Consider the following 18,077-nt stretch of genomic DNA (forward strand, 5'->3'; position numbering starts at 1 on the left):
CAGGGTCGTGATGCGTCTGGTATGGGGAGCCCTGCGGGCGCGGCGTTCGCAGAGCCTGGTCGTGCTCGCACTGACCGCTCTCGCGGTGGGGATCGCCGCCGCCGCGCCGTGGTACTTCTTCGCGGCCGGTGAGTCGGTGACCCAGCGCTACATGAGCGAGGCGCCGGAGTCGATGCGTACCGTCCAGGTCATCGTCTCGCCCCGCGAGGCCGGTCGCGGGCTGGTGCCCGTCGACGCCGTGCACAAGCTGGTCGACGATGCCCTGGGCGACGGCTACGAGTCGCCCGTCGGCGGGGTGAGCCTCGCCGCGCGGCTCACCAAGGGCACCCACGCCAGCGGTGCCATGCTGATCTCCCGGGAGCAGGCCTGCGACCGGGTGATCCTCACCGGCGCCTGCCCCGGCCCGAACGAGATCATGATCTCCGATCGGACGGCGGCCGAGTTCGGCATCGAGCTCGGCGAGGCCGTGGTGCTGCCCGTGGAGCGGCTGACGAAGCCCGTGGCGGTGAAGGTCGTCGGCATCTATCAGCCCGCGGACCGCGCCGATCCCTACTGGGAGGGCATCTGGCAGCCCGCCACCGCCGCGGCCGACCCGCTCTTCACCGACGCGCAGACCCTCACCGGGCTCAAGGGCATCAACCTCACGACGCGTTACCACGTGCGGCTCACCCTCGCCGCCTACGACGGCGACCTCGGTCGCCAGCTGCGAGCCGTCAAGTCGGGCTCCCAGCCGTGGGATGTGAAGGTCGAGACCGACGCGCTGGTGCTGCGGGACAAGGCGGTCGCCGACCAGCGCACGCTGAGCAGCGGCATCATCGTCTCCACCGTCCGCTTCGTGCTGCTCGCCTGGTTCGCGCTGCTCGTCGTCGTCCGCCACACCGTCAGCAGCCGTCGCAACGACATCGGGCTCACCAAGCTGCGCGGGGTGCGCTGGTGGCGTACGTGGACGATGACGCTCGGGCAGACCATGGTGCTGATGGGCGCGGGCACGGTGATCGGTGCCGCCGCCGGTGTGCTCGCCGTACGCATCGGCGTCGGCCCGATCCTCCTCCCCGAGGAGCTGGACCTCGCCATCGTGCAGAGCGCCGAGCTCACCGGCGGGGTGCTGCTCGCGGTGCTGACGCTCGCCTACGCCTCCGAGTTCGCCTCGCTGCGGCTGCCCGTCGCCGACCTGCTGCGCCGGGTGCCCGCGCGCGGTCGCCGACGCGCGGTCGACGTCGTGGAACTGATCTTCGTGGTGCTGATGGCGATCGGCGTCTGGCAGCTCACCACCGTCGACGCCTCCCGCTACGGCACCGCGCTCGCCGCCGTCGAGTCGGCGCTGATCGCGGTCGTCGTCGGCCTGCTCATCGCCAGGCTCACCACCTGGCTCGGCGGGGTCTGGGGCCGCTGGGGGATCCGGGCCGGCCGCCTCGTCATCGCGCTCGCCGGGATCACGGCCCGCCGCCGACCGGCCCTGCGCTGGGTGGTGACCCTGCTGGTCGTGGCCGTCGCCGGGTTCGCCACCACCGCCGGGGAGAACGTCCGCGCCGACACGGTCGTGGCGGCCCGCGCGGAGCAGCAGCTCGGTGCGGCCCGCGTCCTCTCGGTCGCGGCGACGAGCCGGAGCGCCGTCCGCGACGCCGTGCACGCGGTCGATCCGGCAGGCACCCGGGCCATGGCGGTCAGCCATGTCCCCGCCTCGGTGGGTTTCACGCCCGCGCTGCTCGCCGTGGAGTCGGAGCGGATGGGCTCGGTGATGCTGTGGCGCGACGAGTACGGCCCGCTCCCCAACCTCGCGCCCGAGCCCGGGACCGGTGCCGCTCAGACCGTCCAGCCCCGCCTCGCCACCGGGACGGCGACCCTCGACGTCACCGAGGAGCCGCAGCTCCACCCGCTCGGCTCCCGCCCGCTGCCGGTCCCGCAGGGTGAGCTGCCGCCGGAGGGCCCGCCACCGCTGCAGCCGTCCGGCACGGTGAGCGAACGCGTCTACGTCGAGCTCCGGATGATCACGGATGCCGGGCGGATCGAGACCGCCCTCGCCGGACCGCTGGAGCCGGGCCGCCACTCCTATCCCGTGGAGGTCGCCCGCTGCCCCGGCGGATGCCGGATCGCCGGACTCGGCCTCGTCGAGATCACCAACGGCAACCGCGCGCTCCCGGGCTGGGGAACCCGGGTGCACCTGCACAGCCTCGCCCAGGCGAACCAGTCCGTCATCGCACCGGAGCGCTTCGCCGACCGGATCTCCTGGACCACCACGCAGGAGGTCGACGGCGTCGGGCTCGACCTCAAGGCCGAGTCCGGCGGGCTTTCGCTCACCGTGCCGCCCGGCTGCGCGGCGGGGGAGGAGCGGGGCAAGTGCGTGCTCACCATCAGCCCCGTCGGAGCCCCGCTGCGCGCGCTCGCCACCGGGGACGTCTTCTTCAGCGGCCGCTCGGTCCAGGCGAGGTTCTCCGTCTCGGGCGGGCCGTCGCTGCCCGTCACCGTACGCAGCCAGAGCGCCCCGCTGCCCAGGCTCGGCCGGGTCGGCGCGATCGTCGACCTCGCCGCGATGGACGAGGCGGTCGGCATCACCGTGCCGGGCGAGCGGCTGGAGGTCTGGCTCGCCGACCCCGATGACGACGCCATCGTCGGCGAGCTCGCGAAGCTCGGCGTCATCACCACCGGCAGCCACACCGTCGACGCGCTGCGGGACAGCCTGAGCAGCCAGGCACCCGCCGCCGTACGCCGCTACCAGCTCTGGCTCTTCGGCTTCGGCCTCGTCATCGCGGCGATCGCGCTGCTGCTCGCGGCACGGGTCGAGCGGGAACACCGGGCCGGTGAGCTGGCCGCGCTGCGAGCGCAGGGCATGCGCATGTCGGCGGTACGCCGGATCAGCCTCATCGGATACGGCTGGCCCGCCGCGTTGAGCGTCCTGGCCGGGCTCGCCGTCGCCATGCTCGCCAGCCGGCTGCCGGTCGCCGTACCGGAGATCTTCGTCGATCCGTGGGCCGTGCTGCCGATCCCGCCGCCGGGGGTCTCCTCGCGCGCGCTCGGGTTCAGCGCGCTCGCCGCCACCGTGGTCGTCGCGGCGGCCGTGCTGCACGCCTCCCGCAAGCTCGTCGGTGCGGTGTCCACCCAGGGAGGAGCCCGATGATCGGGTTGACCGCGCTGCTCGTCCGCTCCCGCTGGCGCTCCTACCTCGTCGTGGTCTGGCTGGCGGCGGTGATGGGCGGCCTCGCGGTCGCCGGGACGCTGCACCCGATCTCGATCGCCGACCAGGTCGCCGAGGACGAGCTGCGGGCGGTGCCGCTGAGCGACCGCTCGCTGATCATCTCGCAGACCGCGATCGAGTCGGACTTCACCAACCTCGTCGGCCGGGCCCGGCTGCTGCCGCGCTTCACCGCGATCTACACCGAGCAGGTCACCGTGACCGGCGACGGGGTGGAGGCCGGTCCGCTCGTCTACCGCGACGGCTTCTGCGCCCACATCCGCCTCGTCGCGGGCCGGTGCCCGGTCGCCACGGGCGAGGTGGCGCTGCCGGAGCAGGTCGCGAAGCTGAAGGTCGGCGACCAGACCGCGTTCTCCCTCGCCAGGCAGTCGCTGGACGGCTGGGTCTCGGAAGGGCTCGGCGCCCAGCCGGTCGGTGTCGTCGGGATCTACGCCCCGATCGACCCCGCTGAGGACTACTGGGGGGCGCGGCGCTACTTCACCGAGCGGACCGACGTGCTCGTCTGGCCGATCCTGGCCGTCCCGGAGACGCTCAAGACTATTCCGCAGAAGTCCGCCTCCCGTGCGGTCGACCTGCTGCCCGACCGCGACCTCATCATGTCCGGCGACTACCAGCAGGTCCGGACGATCCTCGCGGACGCCCGGGTCGGCGAACCCAACAGCGGTCTGCGTCCGCTGATGGAGCGGATCGCCGCGAAGCGCGACTACACGCGCCTGATGACGCCGGTCGTGGTGCTGCCGGTGCTCGCGCTCGGATTGTGGGCCCTGATCATCGTGGTCGGCGCGCACATGCAGCGGGACCGGATGGAGGTCGGCGTACAGGTTCTGCGCGGGCTGCCCGGCCTGCGTCGATGGTGGCTGATCATGGGTGGTCCGGCCGTCATCGTGGCGGTGATGGTGCCGGTCGGTGCGGCCGCGGTGAGCATCGGCTGGGGACGGTCGTCGCTGTCGGCGCTCGTCTCGACCGCCCTGATGACCGTCGCCGCGATCGCCGCCGTGGTGATCGCCGCGCTGCCGCTGCTGCGGGCCAAGGTCGCCGATGTGCTGCGCAGCGTGCCGCCGAGGCGTGGGACGGGTCTCCCGCTGGTCGAGATCACCCTGGCCGTGGTCGCCGGAGCGGCGCTGCTCCAGCTCCGCAGCGGCGACCGTTCGGGGATCGGGCTCTACGCCGCGACGCTCGTCGCCGCTGCCGCCGCCGTTCTCGCCGCCCGGGTCGTGCCGCTCGTCGTCCGGCCGCTGGCGGGCCGGGCCATCCGCCGGGGACGCATCATCACGGGGATCGGCCTCGCCCTCTTCTCCCGCCGCGGCACCGGTCGGCAGCTGCTCGCCCTCACCGCGCTCGCGGTCTCGCTCTTCACCCTGGTCACGGCGGCCGTCTCGGTCTCCGGCATCGACCAGGAGCAGCAGGTACGCCTGGAGACCGGCGCCGCGCGTACCGTCAGCGTCAGCGGCGCCGACGCGAGCACGCTGCTCGCCGCAGTGCAGGCCCTCGACCCGGAGGGCCGGTTCGCCCTGGTGGCGGGGCAGACGGCGAGCGCCACCGGCGGCAAGGTGTTCGCGATCGATCTGAGCCGGGCGAGCCTCGTCGACTGGTCCGGTGCCGCCGACGCGGCCCGCGTGCTGCGCCCGTCGCTGCCCGCCGCGGTGCAGGTCTCGGGCACCGAGCTCACGCTGGCACTGGAGATGAGCCTGGCCTCCTCGATCGAGGGCGCGCCGGAGGACCTCTACGACGGCACCATCGGCGTCCTGCTGGAGGACGCGCGTTTCACGGTCGAGCAGTTCTCCCTCGGCCGGATCCGGCGGGGCACGGCGACATACCGCTCCCAGCTGCCCGATCGCTGCGCACAGGGCTGCCGCATCGCCGGGATCTCCATCGAGGTCGCGCCCTGGGTGGCGGGCCGGCTGAAGCTGCGCTCGCTCACCTCCGCCGGCGGCACGACGACCGACTTCGCCTCCTGGCACCTGCCGGGCAAGTCCAGCCTGACCGACGTCCCGATCGGCACCCCGTCCGGCGGGGGCCAGATCACCTGGATCCTGCCGCCCGACGCGGCGCCGACCGTACCGGTGCTGCGTACGACCGGGCAGGACACCGCCGCGAACACGGCGGTGTGGCGGGTCTCCACCAGGTCCACCGCGGTCCTTCAGTCCACAAAGGCCGGTGAGGTGCCGGTCCTGCCCCGCGTCGGCGCGGACGCCGGCCTCATCGACCTGCTGACCGTACGCCGGGCCACCGCCGACGGGCTGCGCTTCACCGGCATGGAGGTCTGGCTCACCGAGGACGCCCCGGCCGACGTGGCGGAGAAGCTGCGCGGTGCCGGGCTGATCGTCGGCGCCGAGCAGGACCGGTCGACCCTGCTGGCGGCGGCCGACCGCAGCCCCACCGCGCTGACACTGCGCATGCACAATGTCGCCGTCATCGCCGCGATCGGGCTGCTGCTCGTGGCGGTCCTCTTCATCGGTGCGGGTGAGCGCCGTGCTCCGGACCTCGCCGCGCTGCGGACGGCGGGACTGTCGCGCCGCCGGGTACGCCGAGCGGTCCGCAGCACCTATCTCGCCGTCGTCATCCTCGGTACGCTGCTCGGACTCGGTGCCGCCGCGCTCGCGTGGCTCGTCGCCAAGGACGCCCTGCCGATCGCTGCCCGGGCCGCGTGGCTGCCCGTGCGCACCTGGCCCGATCCCGTCCCGATCCTGGTGCCGCTCGCCATCGTGGCCGGTGCGCTGATCGTCGCTGTTCATCTCATCTCCGCCGATGGATTCTCTGCCGAGGGACGGAAGCGCAATGTCTGAACACAGTGGACTCGCCGTCGCGTGCCGTCGGGTCGTGCAGATCTACCGGGGTGAGGGCGGCGACGTCGTCGCACTCTCCGGTGTGGACCTGACCATCGCCCAGGGCGAGATGGTGGCACTCGTCGGGCCGTCGGGCTCCGGCAAGTCGACGCTGATCGCCCTGCTCGGCGGGCTGCTGCGCCCGTCGGCGGGCCGGGTCTCGGTCGGCACCTTCGACCTGGGTCGCCTCTCGGACCGGGAGATCTCCCGGCTGCGCGGCACCCAGATCGGCATCGTGCTGCAGGGCGCTAGCCGCAACCTGCTGCCCTACGCCTCGCTGTATCGCAACATCTGGCTGGCGCAGCGCCGGGCGGCGGCCACCTCCGGCATCGCGCTCGACGATCCCGAGCGGGTGCTGGACCTGGTGGGCCTGCCCGGCAAGGGCGGCGTGCTGCTGCGGGACCTGCCGCCGGGCGCCCGCCAGCGGGCCGCGCTCGCGGTCGGTGTCGCAGCCTCACCCGGCCTGCTGCTCGTCGACGAGCCGACGAGCCAGCTCGACTCGGCCGGCCGGGACGAGGTGATCGCCGCGCTGGAGACGATCAACGCCGAGCGCGGCACGACCGTCGTGGTCGTCACCCACGACACCGAGGTCGGCTCCCGGCTGGGCCGGGTCGTCACGATCCGCGACGGCCGGGTCGGTGCGGAAGGCCGCAACGGCAAGGACTTCGCGGTCGTCGCCGGTGACGGCACCGTGCAGCTCCCGCCGGACGTGCTGGAGGAGTTCCCGCCGGGGACGCTCTTCACCATCGACCATGCCGAGGACGGCTCGGTCACCCTCGTCGTCGGATCTTCGGGCACCGCCGGGGGCGGCGGCGCCTGATCGAAGGGAGACCCGGTGATCGGGCTGACTCTCCTGCTGGTGCGGGAGCGCTGGCGGTCCTATCTGATCGTCGCGTGGCTCGCCGCGGTCATCGGCGCCCTCGCGGCCGCCGGTGCCCTCTATCCGCCCTCGGTCGCCGACCGGGTGGCCGAGGACGAGGTACGCGTCGCCTCGCTGAGCAGCCGTTACCTCACCCTGGGCGGCAGCGCGACGAGTGACGACTTCACCAGGGTGGTGACCCGCGCCCGCACGCTGCCCCGGTTCACGGTGATCTACAACGAGCAGATCCCGGTCGTCGGGGACGGTTTCGAGGTGGCGCAGCTCCTCCACCGCGACGGCGCCTGCGCCCACATCCGCATCATCGCGGGCCGTTGCCCGGTCGCCGGCGGCGAGGTGGCACTGCCCGAACCGCAGCTCGCGCGGCTGAAGCTCGGCGATCAGACCGCGATCTCGCTGGGCCACCTCACCTCGGCCGGGTGGGTCACCCGCGGTCTCGGCGAGCAGCCGGTCGGGATCGTCGGCGTCTACGCACCGCTCGACCCGGCCGAGGACTACTGGGGGTCGCGGTCCCTCTTCGGCGCCGCCACCGATCTGCTGAGCTGGCCGATGCTGACGGTCCCCGCCACGCTGGGCACGGTCCCGCATCCGGTGACCAACCGGTCCATGGACCTGATGCCCGATCACGACCTGCTCATCTCCGGCGACTACGCCGAGGTGCGCCGGCTCCTCGCGGACGCCCGGATCGGCGAGCCCGACACGGGGATGCGCGCCCTGATGGACCGCATCGCCGCCAAGCGCCGCTACACGAGCCTCATGACGCCGGTCGTGGTCGCGCCGGTGCTGGCACTGGGGCTGTGGGCGCTGCTGATCGTCGTCGGCAGCCACCTTCGGCGGGACCGGCAGGAGGCCGGCGTACCGGCGCTGCGCGGGCTGCCGGTGCTGCGCCGCTGGTGGCTGATGCTCGGCGCGCCGGTGCTGCTCGTGGTCGTGCTGACACCGGCCGGCGCGGCCGTGGTCGTCGCGAGTTCGGACGGGCCCGGTGGACCTGCCGCGGTGGCCGCGCTCTACGCCACCCTCGCCGCCCTGGCCTTCGTCGTCGCGGCGGGGTTTCCACTGATCCGGGCCAGGGTGACCGATGCGCTGCGGTCGGTGCCGTCGCGTCGTCCCGGCGGCGGTGTCGCCGAGGTGGCACTGACCGCCCTCGCCGTGGCCGCGCTGCTCCAGCTGCGCAGTGGTGACCGCAGCGGGCTGGGACTCTATGCGGCGACACTCAGCGCGGCGGCGGTCGCCGTGCTCGCCGCCCGGCTGGTGCCGCTGCTGCTCCGGCGGCTGACCGGGCCGGTCATCCGGCGCGGCTTCGTCACGACCGGGGTCGCCCTCGCACTCTTCACCCGGCGGGACCACGGTCGGCAGCTCCTGGCCCTGACCGGGCTGACGATCGCCCTGCTGGCCCTCGTCAGCACCGCGGTCGGCATCTCGTCGACGGGCCGCAAGGCTCAGGCCACATGGGAGAGCGGCGCCGCCCGAGTGCTCACCATCCGGGGGAACGAGGCTGGGCCGCTGCTCGCCTGGGTCGGCGCCCGCGATCCGCAGGGCCGGTACGCCGTCGTGGTCGGCCGGATCGCCACGACCGGTGGGCCGCCCGTCCTCGCGATGGACCTCTCCCGGCCCGATGCCCTGCGCTGGGACCGTGCGCGACAGGTGGCCGAGGAGCTGGTCGCACCCGCTGCGCCCGCGGTACGCCTCGTCGGCGGCACCGTCAGCGTCGACCTGGACCTGGCACCCCGGTCCTTCCGCGGTGTCGCCGACCCGGGACCCGAGGCTTTCCGGCTGAGTGTGAGCGTGGAGGACGACCGGTACTTCGTCGCCGACGTCGACCTCGGCGCGCTGCGGCCGGGGCGGTCGACCTACACCGCACCGCTGCCGGGCACCTGTGCCGTCGGCTGCCGGGTGGCGGCGCTCTCGGTCTCGGCGGCCCGGGACACGGGGGCCGACATCACCGTCCACTCCCTCCGGTCGGCGGCCGGGGCGGTCACCGACCTGGGCGCCTGGCATCGTCCCCGCGAGTCGCGCCACGCGGGCGCCCTGACCGTCGGCGTGATCGCGGGCGCCGACGAGGTCACCTGGCTCCTGCCGCCGGACGCGGTCCAGAGTGTGCCCGCCGTCTTCACCGCGGGTCAGTCCACATCGGATCGCGCGCTCGCCTGGCGGGTACGCGCCAAGCACGTCACCAGCGTCGTGACCGCCACCGGCGCGGGCGAGGAGCCGGTCCTGCCCCGGCTCGGCAACAGCGGAACGATCGTCGATCTCGTCACGGCGTACCGGGCGACCGCCGGTGGACTGGACTTCACGGCGCTGGAGCTCTGGCTCACCGCGGAGGCGCCCGACGAGATCGCGGATCAGCTCACCGGCGCCGGGTTCCGTGTCACCGGCGACCAGCGGCTCGCGGACGTGCTGCGGGCGGAGGAGCTCAGTCCGGCGGTGCTGACCCTGCGGATGCACCGGGTCGCCGCGGTGGTCGGCGTAGGCCTGCTGATCTCGACGATCGGGTTCGCGGTGGCGGGTGCCCGGCAGGCACCGGACCTGGCGGCACTGCGTGCGGCGGGCCTGTCCCGGCGGCGCCTGCGCCGGGCGGTCCGGCTCACCTACCTGGCCGTCCTCGCCCTGGGTGTCGTGGTGGGCGTGGGCGCGGCGGCACTCGCCTGGCTGGTGGCGAGGGCTGCGCTGCCGACGACGGATCGACCGTCCTGGCTGCCGGAGCAGGTGTGGCCGGAGCCGTCGACGGTGCTCCTGCCGCTGGGGGTCGCGGTCGCGGTGCTGGCGCTCGCGGTCTGCCTCGTCTCCGGGCTCGGCCGCCGAAGCGCCCCGGTCTAGCCGGGCTCAGCTTGCTAGCCGGGGCTCAGCTTGCTGGCCGGGCACAGCTTGAACCGGGCTCGGCTGGAAGCGGGCTCAGCTTGAAACGGGCTCAGCCGCGGTTCATCGGCACGTGCGGGATGCCGTCGTCGAGGTACTCCGCGCCGCTGATCTCGTAGCCGTGGCGGGCGTAGAACGCCACGAGATGGGCCTGGGCGTCCAGGGTGCTGGGCCGGTCGCCGATGAGGGCGAGAGCGGCCCGCATCAGCGTGCCCGCGTGCCCGCCGCCGCGTGCGCCCGGGGCCACGACGACGCGCCCGATCCGGGCCCGCTCCCCGTCGTCGAGGACGCGCAGGTACGCCGCCGGGCCGCGCTCGTCCTCGAGCCACACGTGCTGGGTGGCAGGATCGGTGTCGCGACCGTCCGGGTCGAGGTAGACGCACTTCTGCTCCACGACGAAGACCTCGGAGCGCAGCTTGAGCAGCGCGTAGAGGGTACTGGCGTCGAGTTGCGCGAAGGTCGCTGTCCGCAGGTTCACTCGATGATCGTATGCGTGTGGCCGGTGTCACGTGGCGAGCCGGGGGAGCGTCGCGTAAGTTTTTGAACCGACCAGTCAGTTTAAGTTTAGAGGTGCGAGATGACCGCTGCGGCTCCTGCAGATCAGGAGCAGTCATCCGCACCTGATGCGACTGACCACGAGCCCGCGGGACCGGCAAGGGTCCTCGCCGCCCGCGGGCTCGGTCTGCGTACCAGGCGGGGGTGGGTGTTTCGGGATCTTGACCTTGACCTGCACGCCGGAGAGCTCGCCGTGCTGACCGGGCCGAGCGGCAGCGGGCGGACCAGCGCGCTGCTCGCGCTCGCCGGCCGCTTCCGGACCAGCCACGGCTCCCTGGAACCGGCCGCACGGCCCGCGTTGGGGCTGGTCCGCGGCGTGCACGAGCCCGACCCGATGCTCACCGTCGCCGAGCACCTCGGCGAGCGGCTGCGCCTGCACCGGCCGCTGGGCTGGCCCACCAGGTCGCGGCGGCGGGCCCACCGCGGTCTCGTCGCACGGCACGCCGCGACGCTGCCGGTCGCTCCCGAGCTGCTCGCCGGTGAGCTCGACCCGCTGCACCGGCACCTGCTGATGCTGCGTCTCGCGCTCCTCGCCGACCCCGATCTGATCGCGATCGACGACGTCGACGCCGGGCTCACCATCGACGAGTCCGTGACCCTCTGGGCCCACCTGCGCGGCCTCGCCGACCTCGGCGTCGCGGTCCTCGCCACCGCCCGCGAGGTGCACCACGACCTGCCCGACCTGACCCTGGAGCTGCCGAAGTGAGCGAACTGCGCCGGATGCGGCGGCACCGGCTGACCCGGGCCGCGCTCGTCGTCCTCACCCTCGTCCCGCTGCTCTACGGAGCGCTCTACCTCGCCGCGTTCTGGGACCCCTACGGCAACCTCAAGCGGATCCCGGTCGCGCTGGTCCTGGAGGACCAGCCGACCGGAGACGTCCACGCCGGTCAGGACCTCGCCGACCGCCTCATCGACCGGCAGGTCTTCGGCTGGGTGCGGACCGACCGGGCCGCGGCCGAGGCAGGGCTCGCCGACGGCAGCTACGACCTGGTGCTGCGGATCCCGGCCGACTTCTCCAGCGCGCTCGTCACGCCACCGGCGCCCGAGACCGCCGCGCGCGCCGGTCAGCTCATCGTGACCAGCGACGACGCGACCAACTACCTCTCCGGGCTGCTCGCGCGCAGCGCGTTCACCGAGATCAGGGCCTCGGCCGCGGCCGGGGTGTCGGCGACCTACTTCGAGCGGATGCTGATCGGCTTCGGCGACCTCAAGACCCAGACCGGCAAGGCCGCCGACGGTGCCTCGCAGCTCGCCGACGGGACATCGCGGCTGCGTGACGGTGCGGGCCGGCTCGGATCGGGTGCCTCGCGGGCCGCGTCGGGGGCGGGGACGCTCGCCGACGGGCTCGCGGACGCCAGTGACGGCGCGGCGTCGCTCGCCACCGGTCTCGCCACATTGGAGGCCGGGTCCGCGCAGCTCGCGGAGGGTGCCGATCGGGCGGCGGCGGGCGGGCGGCGGCTCGCGGCGATGGTGGACCGGGCCGCGGACGCCACTGAGCCCGTCCTACGCGAGCACGCCGGTGAGATCGCCCGGGCCGCCACCGCCATCGCCGACGGGGCCGACGCCGTCGCCGATCACCTGGACGAGCTGCCGGCGCTGGCGGAGGTCGCGGTCCGGCGTACCGGCGAGGTGGTTTCGAAGCTCGACGCCTATGCGGACGCGCACCCGGACGCGGCGGTCGACCCGGTCTTCATCGCGGCTCGTCAGGCCGCGGCCGATGCGGCGGCGAGCGCCCTGCGGCTCCGGACCCGCGCGGACCTCGGCTCGCTCGGCGACTCCCTGCACCGCGTCGCGGCGCTGGCGCGGCAGGTGGCCGAGGCCGCGCCGCGCCTCGCCGACGACATCGCCGCCGCCCGCGCGCAGGTCGACCAGCTCGCGGCCGGTCTCACCGCACTCTCCACAGGAGCACACAACCTCGTCGAGGGTACGCACACCGCCGCCACCGGCGCCCGTGACCTGCGTGGCGGGCTCTACCGGCTGGCGACCGGCGCCCGGCAGCTCGACGGCGGCCTCGCCGACCTGACCGACGGAACGAAGCAGCTCGCCACCGGCCTCGCCACGCTCGACGACGGTGCGCGGAGCCTCGCCACCGGGCTCGCCGACGGTGCTGCGCAGATCCCCGGCTACGACGTCGACGGTGCTGCCGCCCGGGCCGGTGTCCTCGCCGATCCGGTAGCCCTGCAGCGCGACACGAAACACGCGGCGGCGAGCTACGGCGTGGGCTTCGCGCCCTACTTCCTGGCGCTCGCGCTCTGGGTCGGCTGCATGGTCACCTACATGCTGCTGCGGCCCCTGAACCGGCGCAACGTGATGAGCGGCGCCCCCGCCTGGCGGGTCGCGTTCGGCGGTTGGCTGCCCGGGTTCACGATCGGTGCCGCCCAGGCCGCGCTTCTCTACGCTGTGCTCGTCGGGCTGCTCGGGCTGCGGCCGGTGCATCCGGTCGCCACGCTGGGTTTCCTGCTCCTCACCACCGCCGCCTTCACCTCGATCCTGCAGCTCATCGGTGCGCGGCTCGGGGCGGCCGGGCGGGTCGTCGCGCTGGTGCTGCTGATGCTCCAGCTGACGTCGTCCGGCGGTACCTACCCGGTGGCGACCTCGCCGGCGTTCTTCCGGGCGCTGCACCCGTTCATGCCGATGACCTATGTCGTGGACGGGCTGCGGCACCTGCTCGTCGGCGGCTCCGCGACGGTCGTCTGGGTCGGTGCCGGGGTGCTCGCCGCGATCACCGTGGCCGCCTTCGCGCTGACCACGCTCACGGCTCGGCGGCAGCGGGTGCTCACCCCGAGTGCGCTGCATCCGGCGCTGACCATGTGAGGTCCGCTTCGGCGCTCGCCCGCCGACCGTGTGCGTCTGCGTCGGCCGTGTGTGCCTGCGCCGGGCGTGCCAGACTGCGAGCGTGGACGGTGTGGCGGACGGGCGGACCCGACGGCGGGATGCGACCAGGCAGAAGCTCTTCGAATCGGCGATCATCCTCATCGCCGAGCGGGGCTTCGACGCGACCACCGTCGACGAGATCGCCGAGCGGGCGGGCGTGGCGAAGGGGACCGTCTACTACAACTTCGCCTCCAAGAACGCGCTCTTCGAGGAGCTGCTCCGCTACGGCGTCGGGCTGCTCACCGACGAGTTCCGGTCCGCGATCGACGGGCTCGAGCCACGGGAGGCGATCGCGGCACTGGTCCGGGCCCAGCTCGACTACATCCAGCGCTATCGGGCGTTTGCGCAGCTCCTGCTCGCGGAGATGTGGCGTACCAACCGGGAGTGGCAGCAGACCCTGACCATGCTGCGCGGCGAGTCGGTGAGCGTGATCGCCGAGGTGCTGACGGCCGGGGTGGCGTCGGGGGATTTCGCGGCCGACCTGGACGTGCGGCTGTCGGCGCTGGCGCTGTTCGGGGTCGGGCTGGTCGTGGCGCTGGACTGGCTGCTCTTCGAGCCGGAACGGACCGTTGACGATGTCGCGGCGGCGGTGCTCGCCATCGTGCGGAGCCGGGCCATCGCCGGCTGAACGGTCGATCCCGGCGGAGCAGCTCCCGCACTGATCGCGATCGCCCAATGTCGTCGATCTTCTATGTATCAACCTATTTTCGTTGATCGTCATCTCTTCTGATCATGGGAACGGGTGTTCTAACGTGGTGGGGTGGGGGTGACGGGGGTCGCGGAGCTGGTGGATGGCCTGGAGGCCGGCACTGGCAGCTCGCCGATCTACAGTTCGCCGATCTACCTGTCGGACGACGACCTGATCGCATCGGTCGATGCGGTGATGGTGGCGGTGTCACGACTCGCCGCCGTCCAGGCGGGGTTGGTGCGGGAGATCCACGGACGCGGGCTGGCGAAGAAGCTGGGTGCCTCGTCGACCCTCGCCTGGCTCGAGGATCGTTTTCTGCTCGCCGGTTCTTCGGCGGCGCGGCTGCTCAAGGTCGCCGTGGAGGCCGATCGTGACGCGCCCGCCGCGTCGGCGGCGCTCGCGACCGGGGCGGTCAACGCGGATCAGGTGCTGGCGATCGCTGCAGCCATGCGAGAGCTCGACGATGTGGATGCCGCGACGCGGGTCAAGGCCGAGGAGCAGCTTGTCGAGTTCGCGGCGGTCCACGACCCGCAGCGACTGGCGGTGCTGGGTCGGCGGATCCTCGACACCGTCGATCCGGCGGCCTCCGAGGCACGCGAGGCGGAGCTGCTGCGCAAGCAGGAGGAGCGGGCTTACCGGGCGCGGGCCTTCAACCTGTCTCCGGACCACCTCACGGGCCGGGTCAAGGTCTCCGGCTGGCTCGACAGTGAGAGCGCGGCGATCGTCCGGGCCGCCATCGATCCGCTGTGCGCGCCGGGCCGGGCGCGGTTGCGCCCGCACACCTCGGATGACCAAACCGCTGACCAGGCTGCGCTCCCCGATGCGGTTGACGATCGGTTGCCGACTCAGCGCCGCGCCGACGCCCTGGTCGACATCTGCCGCCTCGCGATGGCCACCGGCGACCTGCCGGACAACGGCGGCGAGCGGCCGCAGCTCGCGGTGATGGCCGAGTTCGACGTGCTCACCGGAGAGCTGAAGACCGGGACCCTGGACACGGGCGAGCAGCTGTCACCCGAGGCGGTCCGGCGCATCGCCTGCGACTGCGGGCTCCTGCCCGGTGTCATGGACGGCACCGGGCAGGTCCTGGACCTCGGGCGAGAGCGCCGGTTGTGGACGGGCGCGGCGCGCAAGGCGATCCTGCTGCGCGACCGTGGTTGCGCGTTTCCGGGCTGCGATCGGCCGCCCCGCTGGACGGACATCCACCACGTGACGCAGTGGCAGCACGGCGGCGGCACCGATCAGCGCAACGGCGCTGCTGTCTGCGGCCACCACCACCGGGTCGTCCACCAGGGGCATTGGCAGGTGCGGATCGCCGACGACGGGCTGCCGGAGTTCATCCCACCCGCCTACATCGATCGGCAACGTCGGCCGCAGCGCAACAGATACCACCGGCGGCCCTAGGCCGCGCGCTGCTGGACACCACTTACCGCCGGGGCGAGTGCCTCGTCGAGCTGGGCGCGCAGCCGTGCCCTGGGCTGGGCGCCCACCCGCTGCGAGACGACCTGCCCACCGACGAAGACGCTCAGCGTGGGCATGGAGAGGATGCCGTAACGCCGGGCGAGCGCCGGGTTCGCATCGCAGTCGACCTTGACGAATCGGATGCGGCCCGCGTACTCCTCGGCGAGCTCGTCGAGGACCGGAGCGAGGCGGTGGCACGGCGGGCACCACTCGGCCCAGAAGTCGACGAAGACCGGCAGCTCGCTGGCGATCACCTCGTCGGCGAAGGTGGCGTCGGTGACAGCCTGTGGCACGTTCGACGGCATGTTCGGTGGTGTGTTCAGCGGCATGTTCAGTGGCACGGTCGATGTCCAGCTCTGTGATGGAGGGCGGTGGTCAGCTCTTCGCTGACCTGCTCCCGAACCTCGGTCAGTGCGGCGATGCAGCGGTCCAGATCGACGAGCTTGCGGCGGAGGACCTGGATCGAGTCGGGGCAGACCGCACCGGACTCATGCCCGGCGCGCAGGCAGTCGACGAAGGGGCGAGTCTCGTCGAGCCCGAGCCCCATCGCGAGCAGCGAGCGGATCTCCCGGACCAGCCGCAGGTCGTCCTCGTCGTAGTCTCGGTACCCGTTGGACGCACGACGGGCGGGCAGAATCCCCTGCGACTCGTAGTAGCGCAGGGTGCGAGTGCTCGTCCCTGCGCGCTCCGCCAGCTCACCTATCCGCATGAACCAAACGTAAACCTTGACACCGGCGTCAACGCCAGCACATGACTCAACCTTTTCGCCGACCTGCGGCTCATCACGGGGGAGAGCGAGAGGAGACACCATGACCGAGGACGGGTTCCGCGAGTTCGTCGAAGTGCGATATACGGAGCTGCTGCGGACGGCGTTCCTGTTGACGGGCCGGATCGAGGCGGCCGAGGACCTGGTCCAGTCGTCGCTGCTGAACGCGATGGGGCGCTGGTCGTCGATCGACGAACCGATGGCCTACCTGCGACGGGCCATGGTCAACCAGCGCACCAGCATCTGGCGGCGGTTCGGCTCCCGCGAGCTGCTGGTCGGTTCGGTGCCGGATCGGGCGCGGCCGGACGAGGCCGGTCTTCGGGCCGAGCGGGACGAACTGGTGGCGGCGCTGCGCCGGCTGCCGCCGAAAATGCGGGCGGTGCTGGTGCTGCGCTACTGGGAGGACCTCTCCGAGGCGGAGACCGCCGAGATCATCGGCGTCTCCGTGGGGACGGTGAAGAGCCAGGCCTCGCGCGGGCTGGCCCGGCTGCGAGAGGCGCTCGGCGCTGCCGACATGCGAGATGGTGGATCGATGACAGTCGTGAGGAGCGCGTCATGACCGAGCAGCAGCTGAAGAACCGCTTCGCGCGAGTCGTCGTGGATGTCGTCGCGGCACCTGACCCGTACACCCGGCTGTTGCGCAACGCACGGCGGCGCCGGCGCGGCCGGTTCGCGGCTCTGGGTGCGGCGGCGCTGGCGGTGGTCGCCGCCGCCGCGATCGGAGTCGCCGTCCCGCAGGCCGGCGAGCCGGACCCGTCACCGACGGCGTCGAGGGGGCTCGACTGGATCGACGGCGAGCCTATCTCGACGTGGACGCGGCGCCTGCTGGATTCGCCGATCCGGGGCAGCCTCTCCGGCGACCGCGATTACCTCACCGAACTGGCTGCCGCTGCGGAACGCAGGGGTTTCGGCCCGAGCGAACTCACCACCGCACAGGTGCTCTTCGCCGGAGATGTCGGGCAGGCCAGGGTTGCGGGGATCGCTTATCGCAACAGCACCAACGCGATGGTGGTCTGGGTGATGAATCGCCGCGGCACCTCGGCATCGGACCTGGCGAACTCCGATCAGGACAACGTCGAGCTGGGCGGCTACCGCGCCATCGGACGGCTCAGGCCGATGACCGGGCTGGAGACGCTCGACGATCGGATCACTCCGGACCTCGTACAGGTTTCGATCGTGCCCTCGGGCTGTGTGCTGGCGACGAGCACGGATCCGGCCGATCGCCCCGGTGGCCGACGCTGGACCGCCGCGCCGACGGGTGACAACCTGGTCAGGGTGGGCGGCTCCCTGCACCGAGGCGAGTGGCTGCAGGTCACCTGCGATGGCGAGGTGACCTATCGGAACTACAAGGAGCCCAACGAGGGTGGTTACCGCCGCGCGCCGGTCACGGCCGCGGAGGCGACGGCAGCCCTTTCCGGTGTACGCGGGCAGCCGGATCGCCCAGCCGCCCACGCCGCGATGGACCAGCTCAGAGCGCACACGGCGGTGATCGGCGGGCCGACGAAGGTCTGGTTCAGCGGACCCCTGCCAACTGCACCCCACCGGGTCTACACCCTGATGACCACACCCGTCGGCGACGGCACCTACTCGGTCTTCATGACGTCCGTGGAGGTCAACGACATCGGTTACGGAGTCCTCGGCTATCTCGACCGCGAGCCGTCGCTGCTGCTGAGCATGGTCGGCATCGAGCCGATCGGCAACAACGACCACATCAACAGCACCATGGACTTCCTGATCATCACTCCGCCGAGCGCGGTCCGAGTGGTGATGCGCTCGGGCGGCCGGACACTCGCCACCGGCAAGGTGAGCGCCGGGGTCGGTTCGGTGACCGTCGTCAGCCCGTTCCTCGGAACCGTGTTCGTGGCGACCGCGTACGACGCGGCTGGCAGATCCGTAGCGACGGCATCCACCAGCGACATCCAGACCGATTCCGTTCCGTACGACCCTAAAGACATCATCACCGACTGGAAATGAGGCTGGAAAATGGG

General features: G+C 72.6%; 13 protein-coding genes. 10 read left to right on the forward strand and 3 right to left on the reverse strand.

The window, feature by feature from the left end:
- Positions 1–10: 10 nt before the first annotated feature.
- The 4 genes from F4553_RS28885 to F4553_RS28900 are packed head-to-tail and all read left to right on the forward strand — an operon-like array spanning position 11 to position 9,709.
- On the forward strand, positions 11–3,115 hold the full coding sequence (locus tag F4553_RS28885) for an FtsX-like permease family protein (RefSeq protein WP_312875568.1): 3,105 nt from the start codon (positions 11–13) through the stop codon (positions 3,113–3,115).
- Positions 3,112–5,976, forward strand: coding sequence for an FtsX-like permease family protein (locus F4553_RS28890; RefSeq protein WP_184842068.1), 2,865 nt, complete (start codon positions 3,112–3,114; stop codon positions 5,974–5,976). Before F4553_RS28885 ends, F4553_RS28890 begins: the two co-directional genes overlap by 4 nt.
- Positions 5,969–6,835 carry an ABC transporter ATP-binding protein gene (locus F4553_RS28895; protein WP_184842072.1) on the forward strand — a complete coding sequence of 289 codons (867 nt, stop codon included), beginning with the start codon at positions 5,969–5,971 and terminating at the stop codon, positions 6,833–6,835. Before F4553_RS28890 ends, F4553_RS28895 begins: the two co-directional genes overlap by 8 nt.
- 15 nt (positions 6,836–6,850) lie before the next feature.
- Complete coding sequence (locus F4553_RS28900) at positions 6,851–9,709, forward strand: hypothetical protein (RefSeq protein WP_184842075.1); 2,859 nt, start codon at positions 6,851–6,853, stop codon at positions 9,707–9,709.
- 91 nt (positions 9,710–9,800) lie between these two features.
- On the opposite strand, the gene F4553_RS28905 is transcribed toward F4553_RS28900, so the two are convergent.
- Entirely contained in the window at positions 9,801–10,226 is a 426-nt protein-coding gene (locus tag F4553_RS28905) for a GNAT family N-acetyltransferase (RefSeq protein WP_184842078.1), read from the reverse strand.
- A 225-nt stretch (positions 10,227–10,451) separates the two neighbouring features.
- Between F4553_RS28905 and F4553_RS28910 the strand changes: the two genes are divergently transcribed.
- The 4 genes from F4553_RS28910 (at position 10,452) to F4553_RS28925 (ending at position 15,266) form a co-directional block, all read left to right on the forward strand.
- Positions 10,452–11,009, forward strand: a complete 558-nt coding sequence (locus tag F4553_RS28910) for an ATP-binding cassette domain-containing protein (RefSeq protein WP_184842080.1) — start codon at positions 10,452–10,454, stop codon at positions 11,007–11,009.
- Positions 11,006–13,117: a YhgE/Pip family protein gene (locus F4553_RS28915; RefSeq protein ID WP_312875425.1), complete on the forward strand. Its 2,112-nt coding sequence runs from the start codon at positions 11,006–11,008 to the stop codon at positions 13,115–13,117. The genes F4553_RS28910 and F4553_RS28915 overlap by 4 nt, the downstream gene beginning before the upstream one ends.
- Before the next feature lie 91 nt (positions 13,118–13,208).
- Positions 13,209–13,805, forward strand: a complete 597-nt coding sequence (locus F4553_RS28920) for a TetR/AcrR family transcriptional regulator (RefSeq protein ID WP_184847055.1) — start codon at positions 13,209–13,211, stop codon at positions 13,803–13,805.
- Positions 13,806–13,937: 132 nt separating this feature from the next.
- Complete coding sequence (locus tag F4553_RS28925; RefSeq protein ID WP_312875426.1) at positions 13,938–15,266, forward strand: HNH endonuclease signature motif containing protein; 1,329 nt, start codon at positions 13,938–13,940, stop codon at positions 15,264–15,266.
- Here the strand turns inward: F4553_RS28925 and trxA are convergent.
- Both trxA and F4553_RS28935 read right to left on the reverse strand, forming a co-directional pair.
- The gene (gene trxA / locus F4553_RS28930) at positions 15,263–15,616 is read right to left on the reverse strand and encodes a thioredoxin (protein WP_184842083.1); all 354 of its coding nucleotides are present in this window, start codon (positions 15,614–15,616) and stop codon (positions 15,263–15,265) included. The two genes, F4553_RS28925 and trxA, sit on opposite strands and share 4 nt — an antisense overlap.
- 38 nt (positions 15,617–15,654) lie before the next feature.
- On the reverse strand, positions 15,655–16,032 hold the full coding sequence (locus F4553_RS28935; RefSeq protein ID WP_184842085.1) for a MerR family transcriptional regulator: 378 nt from the start codon (positions 16,030–16,032) through the stop codon (positions 15,655–15,657).
- 100 nt (positions 16,033–16,132) lie between these two features.
- On the opposite strand from F4553_RS28935, the gene F4553_RS28940 reads away from it, so the two are divergent.
- Together F4553_RS28940 and F4553_RS28945 are read left to right on the forward strand one after the other, a co-directional pair.
- Positions 16,133–16,648, forward strand: coding sequence for a SigE family RNA polymerase sigma factor (locus tag F4553_RS28940; RefSeq protein ID WP_184842088.1), 516 nt, complete (start codon positions 16,133–16,135; stop codon positions 16,646–16,648).
- Positions 16,645–18,063, forward strand: coding sequence for a hypothetical protein (locus F4553_RS28945; protein WP_184842091.1), 1,419 nt, complete (start codon positions 16,645–16,647; stop codon positions 18,061–18,063). The genes F4553_RS28940 and F4553_RS28945 overlap by 4 nt, the downstream gene beginning before the upstream one ends.
- Positions 18,064–18,077: the final 14 nt, after the last annotated feature.

Origin of the sequence: Allocatelliglobosispora scoriae (genome assembly GCF_014204945.1) — a bacterium.
GTDB classification, from domain to species: domain Bacteria; phylum Actinomycetota; class Actinomycetes; order Mycobacteriales; family Micromonosporaceae; genus Allocatelliglobosispora; species Allocatelliglobosispora scoriae.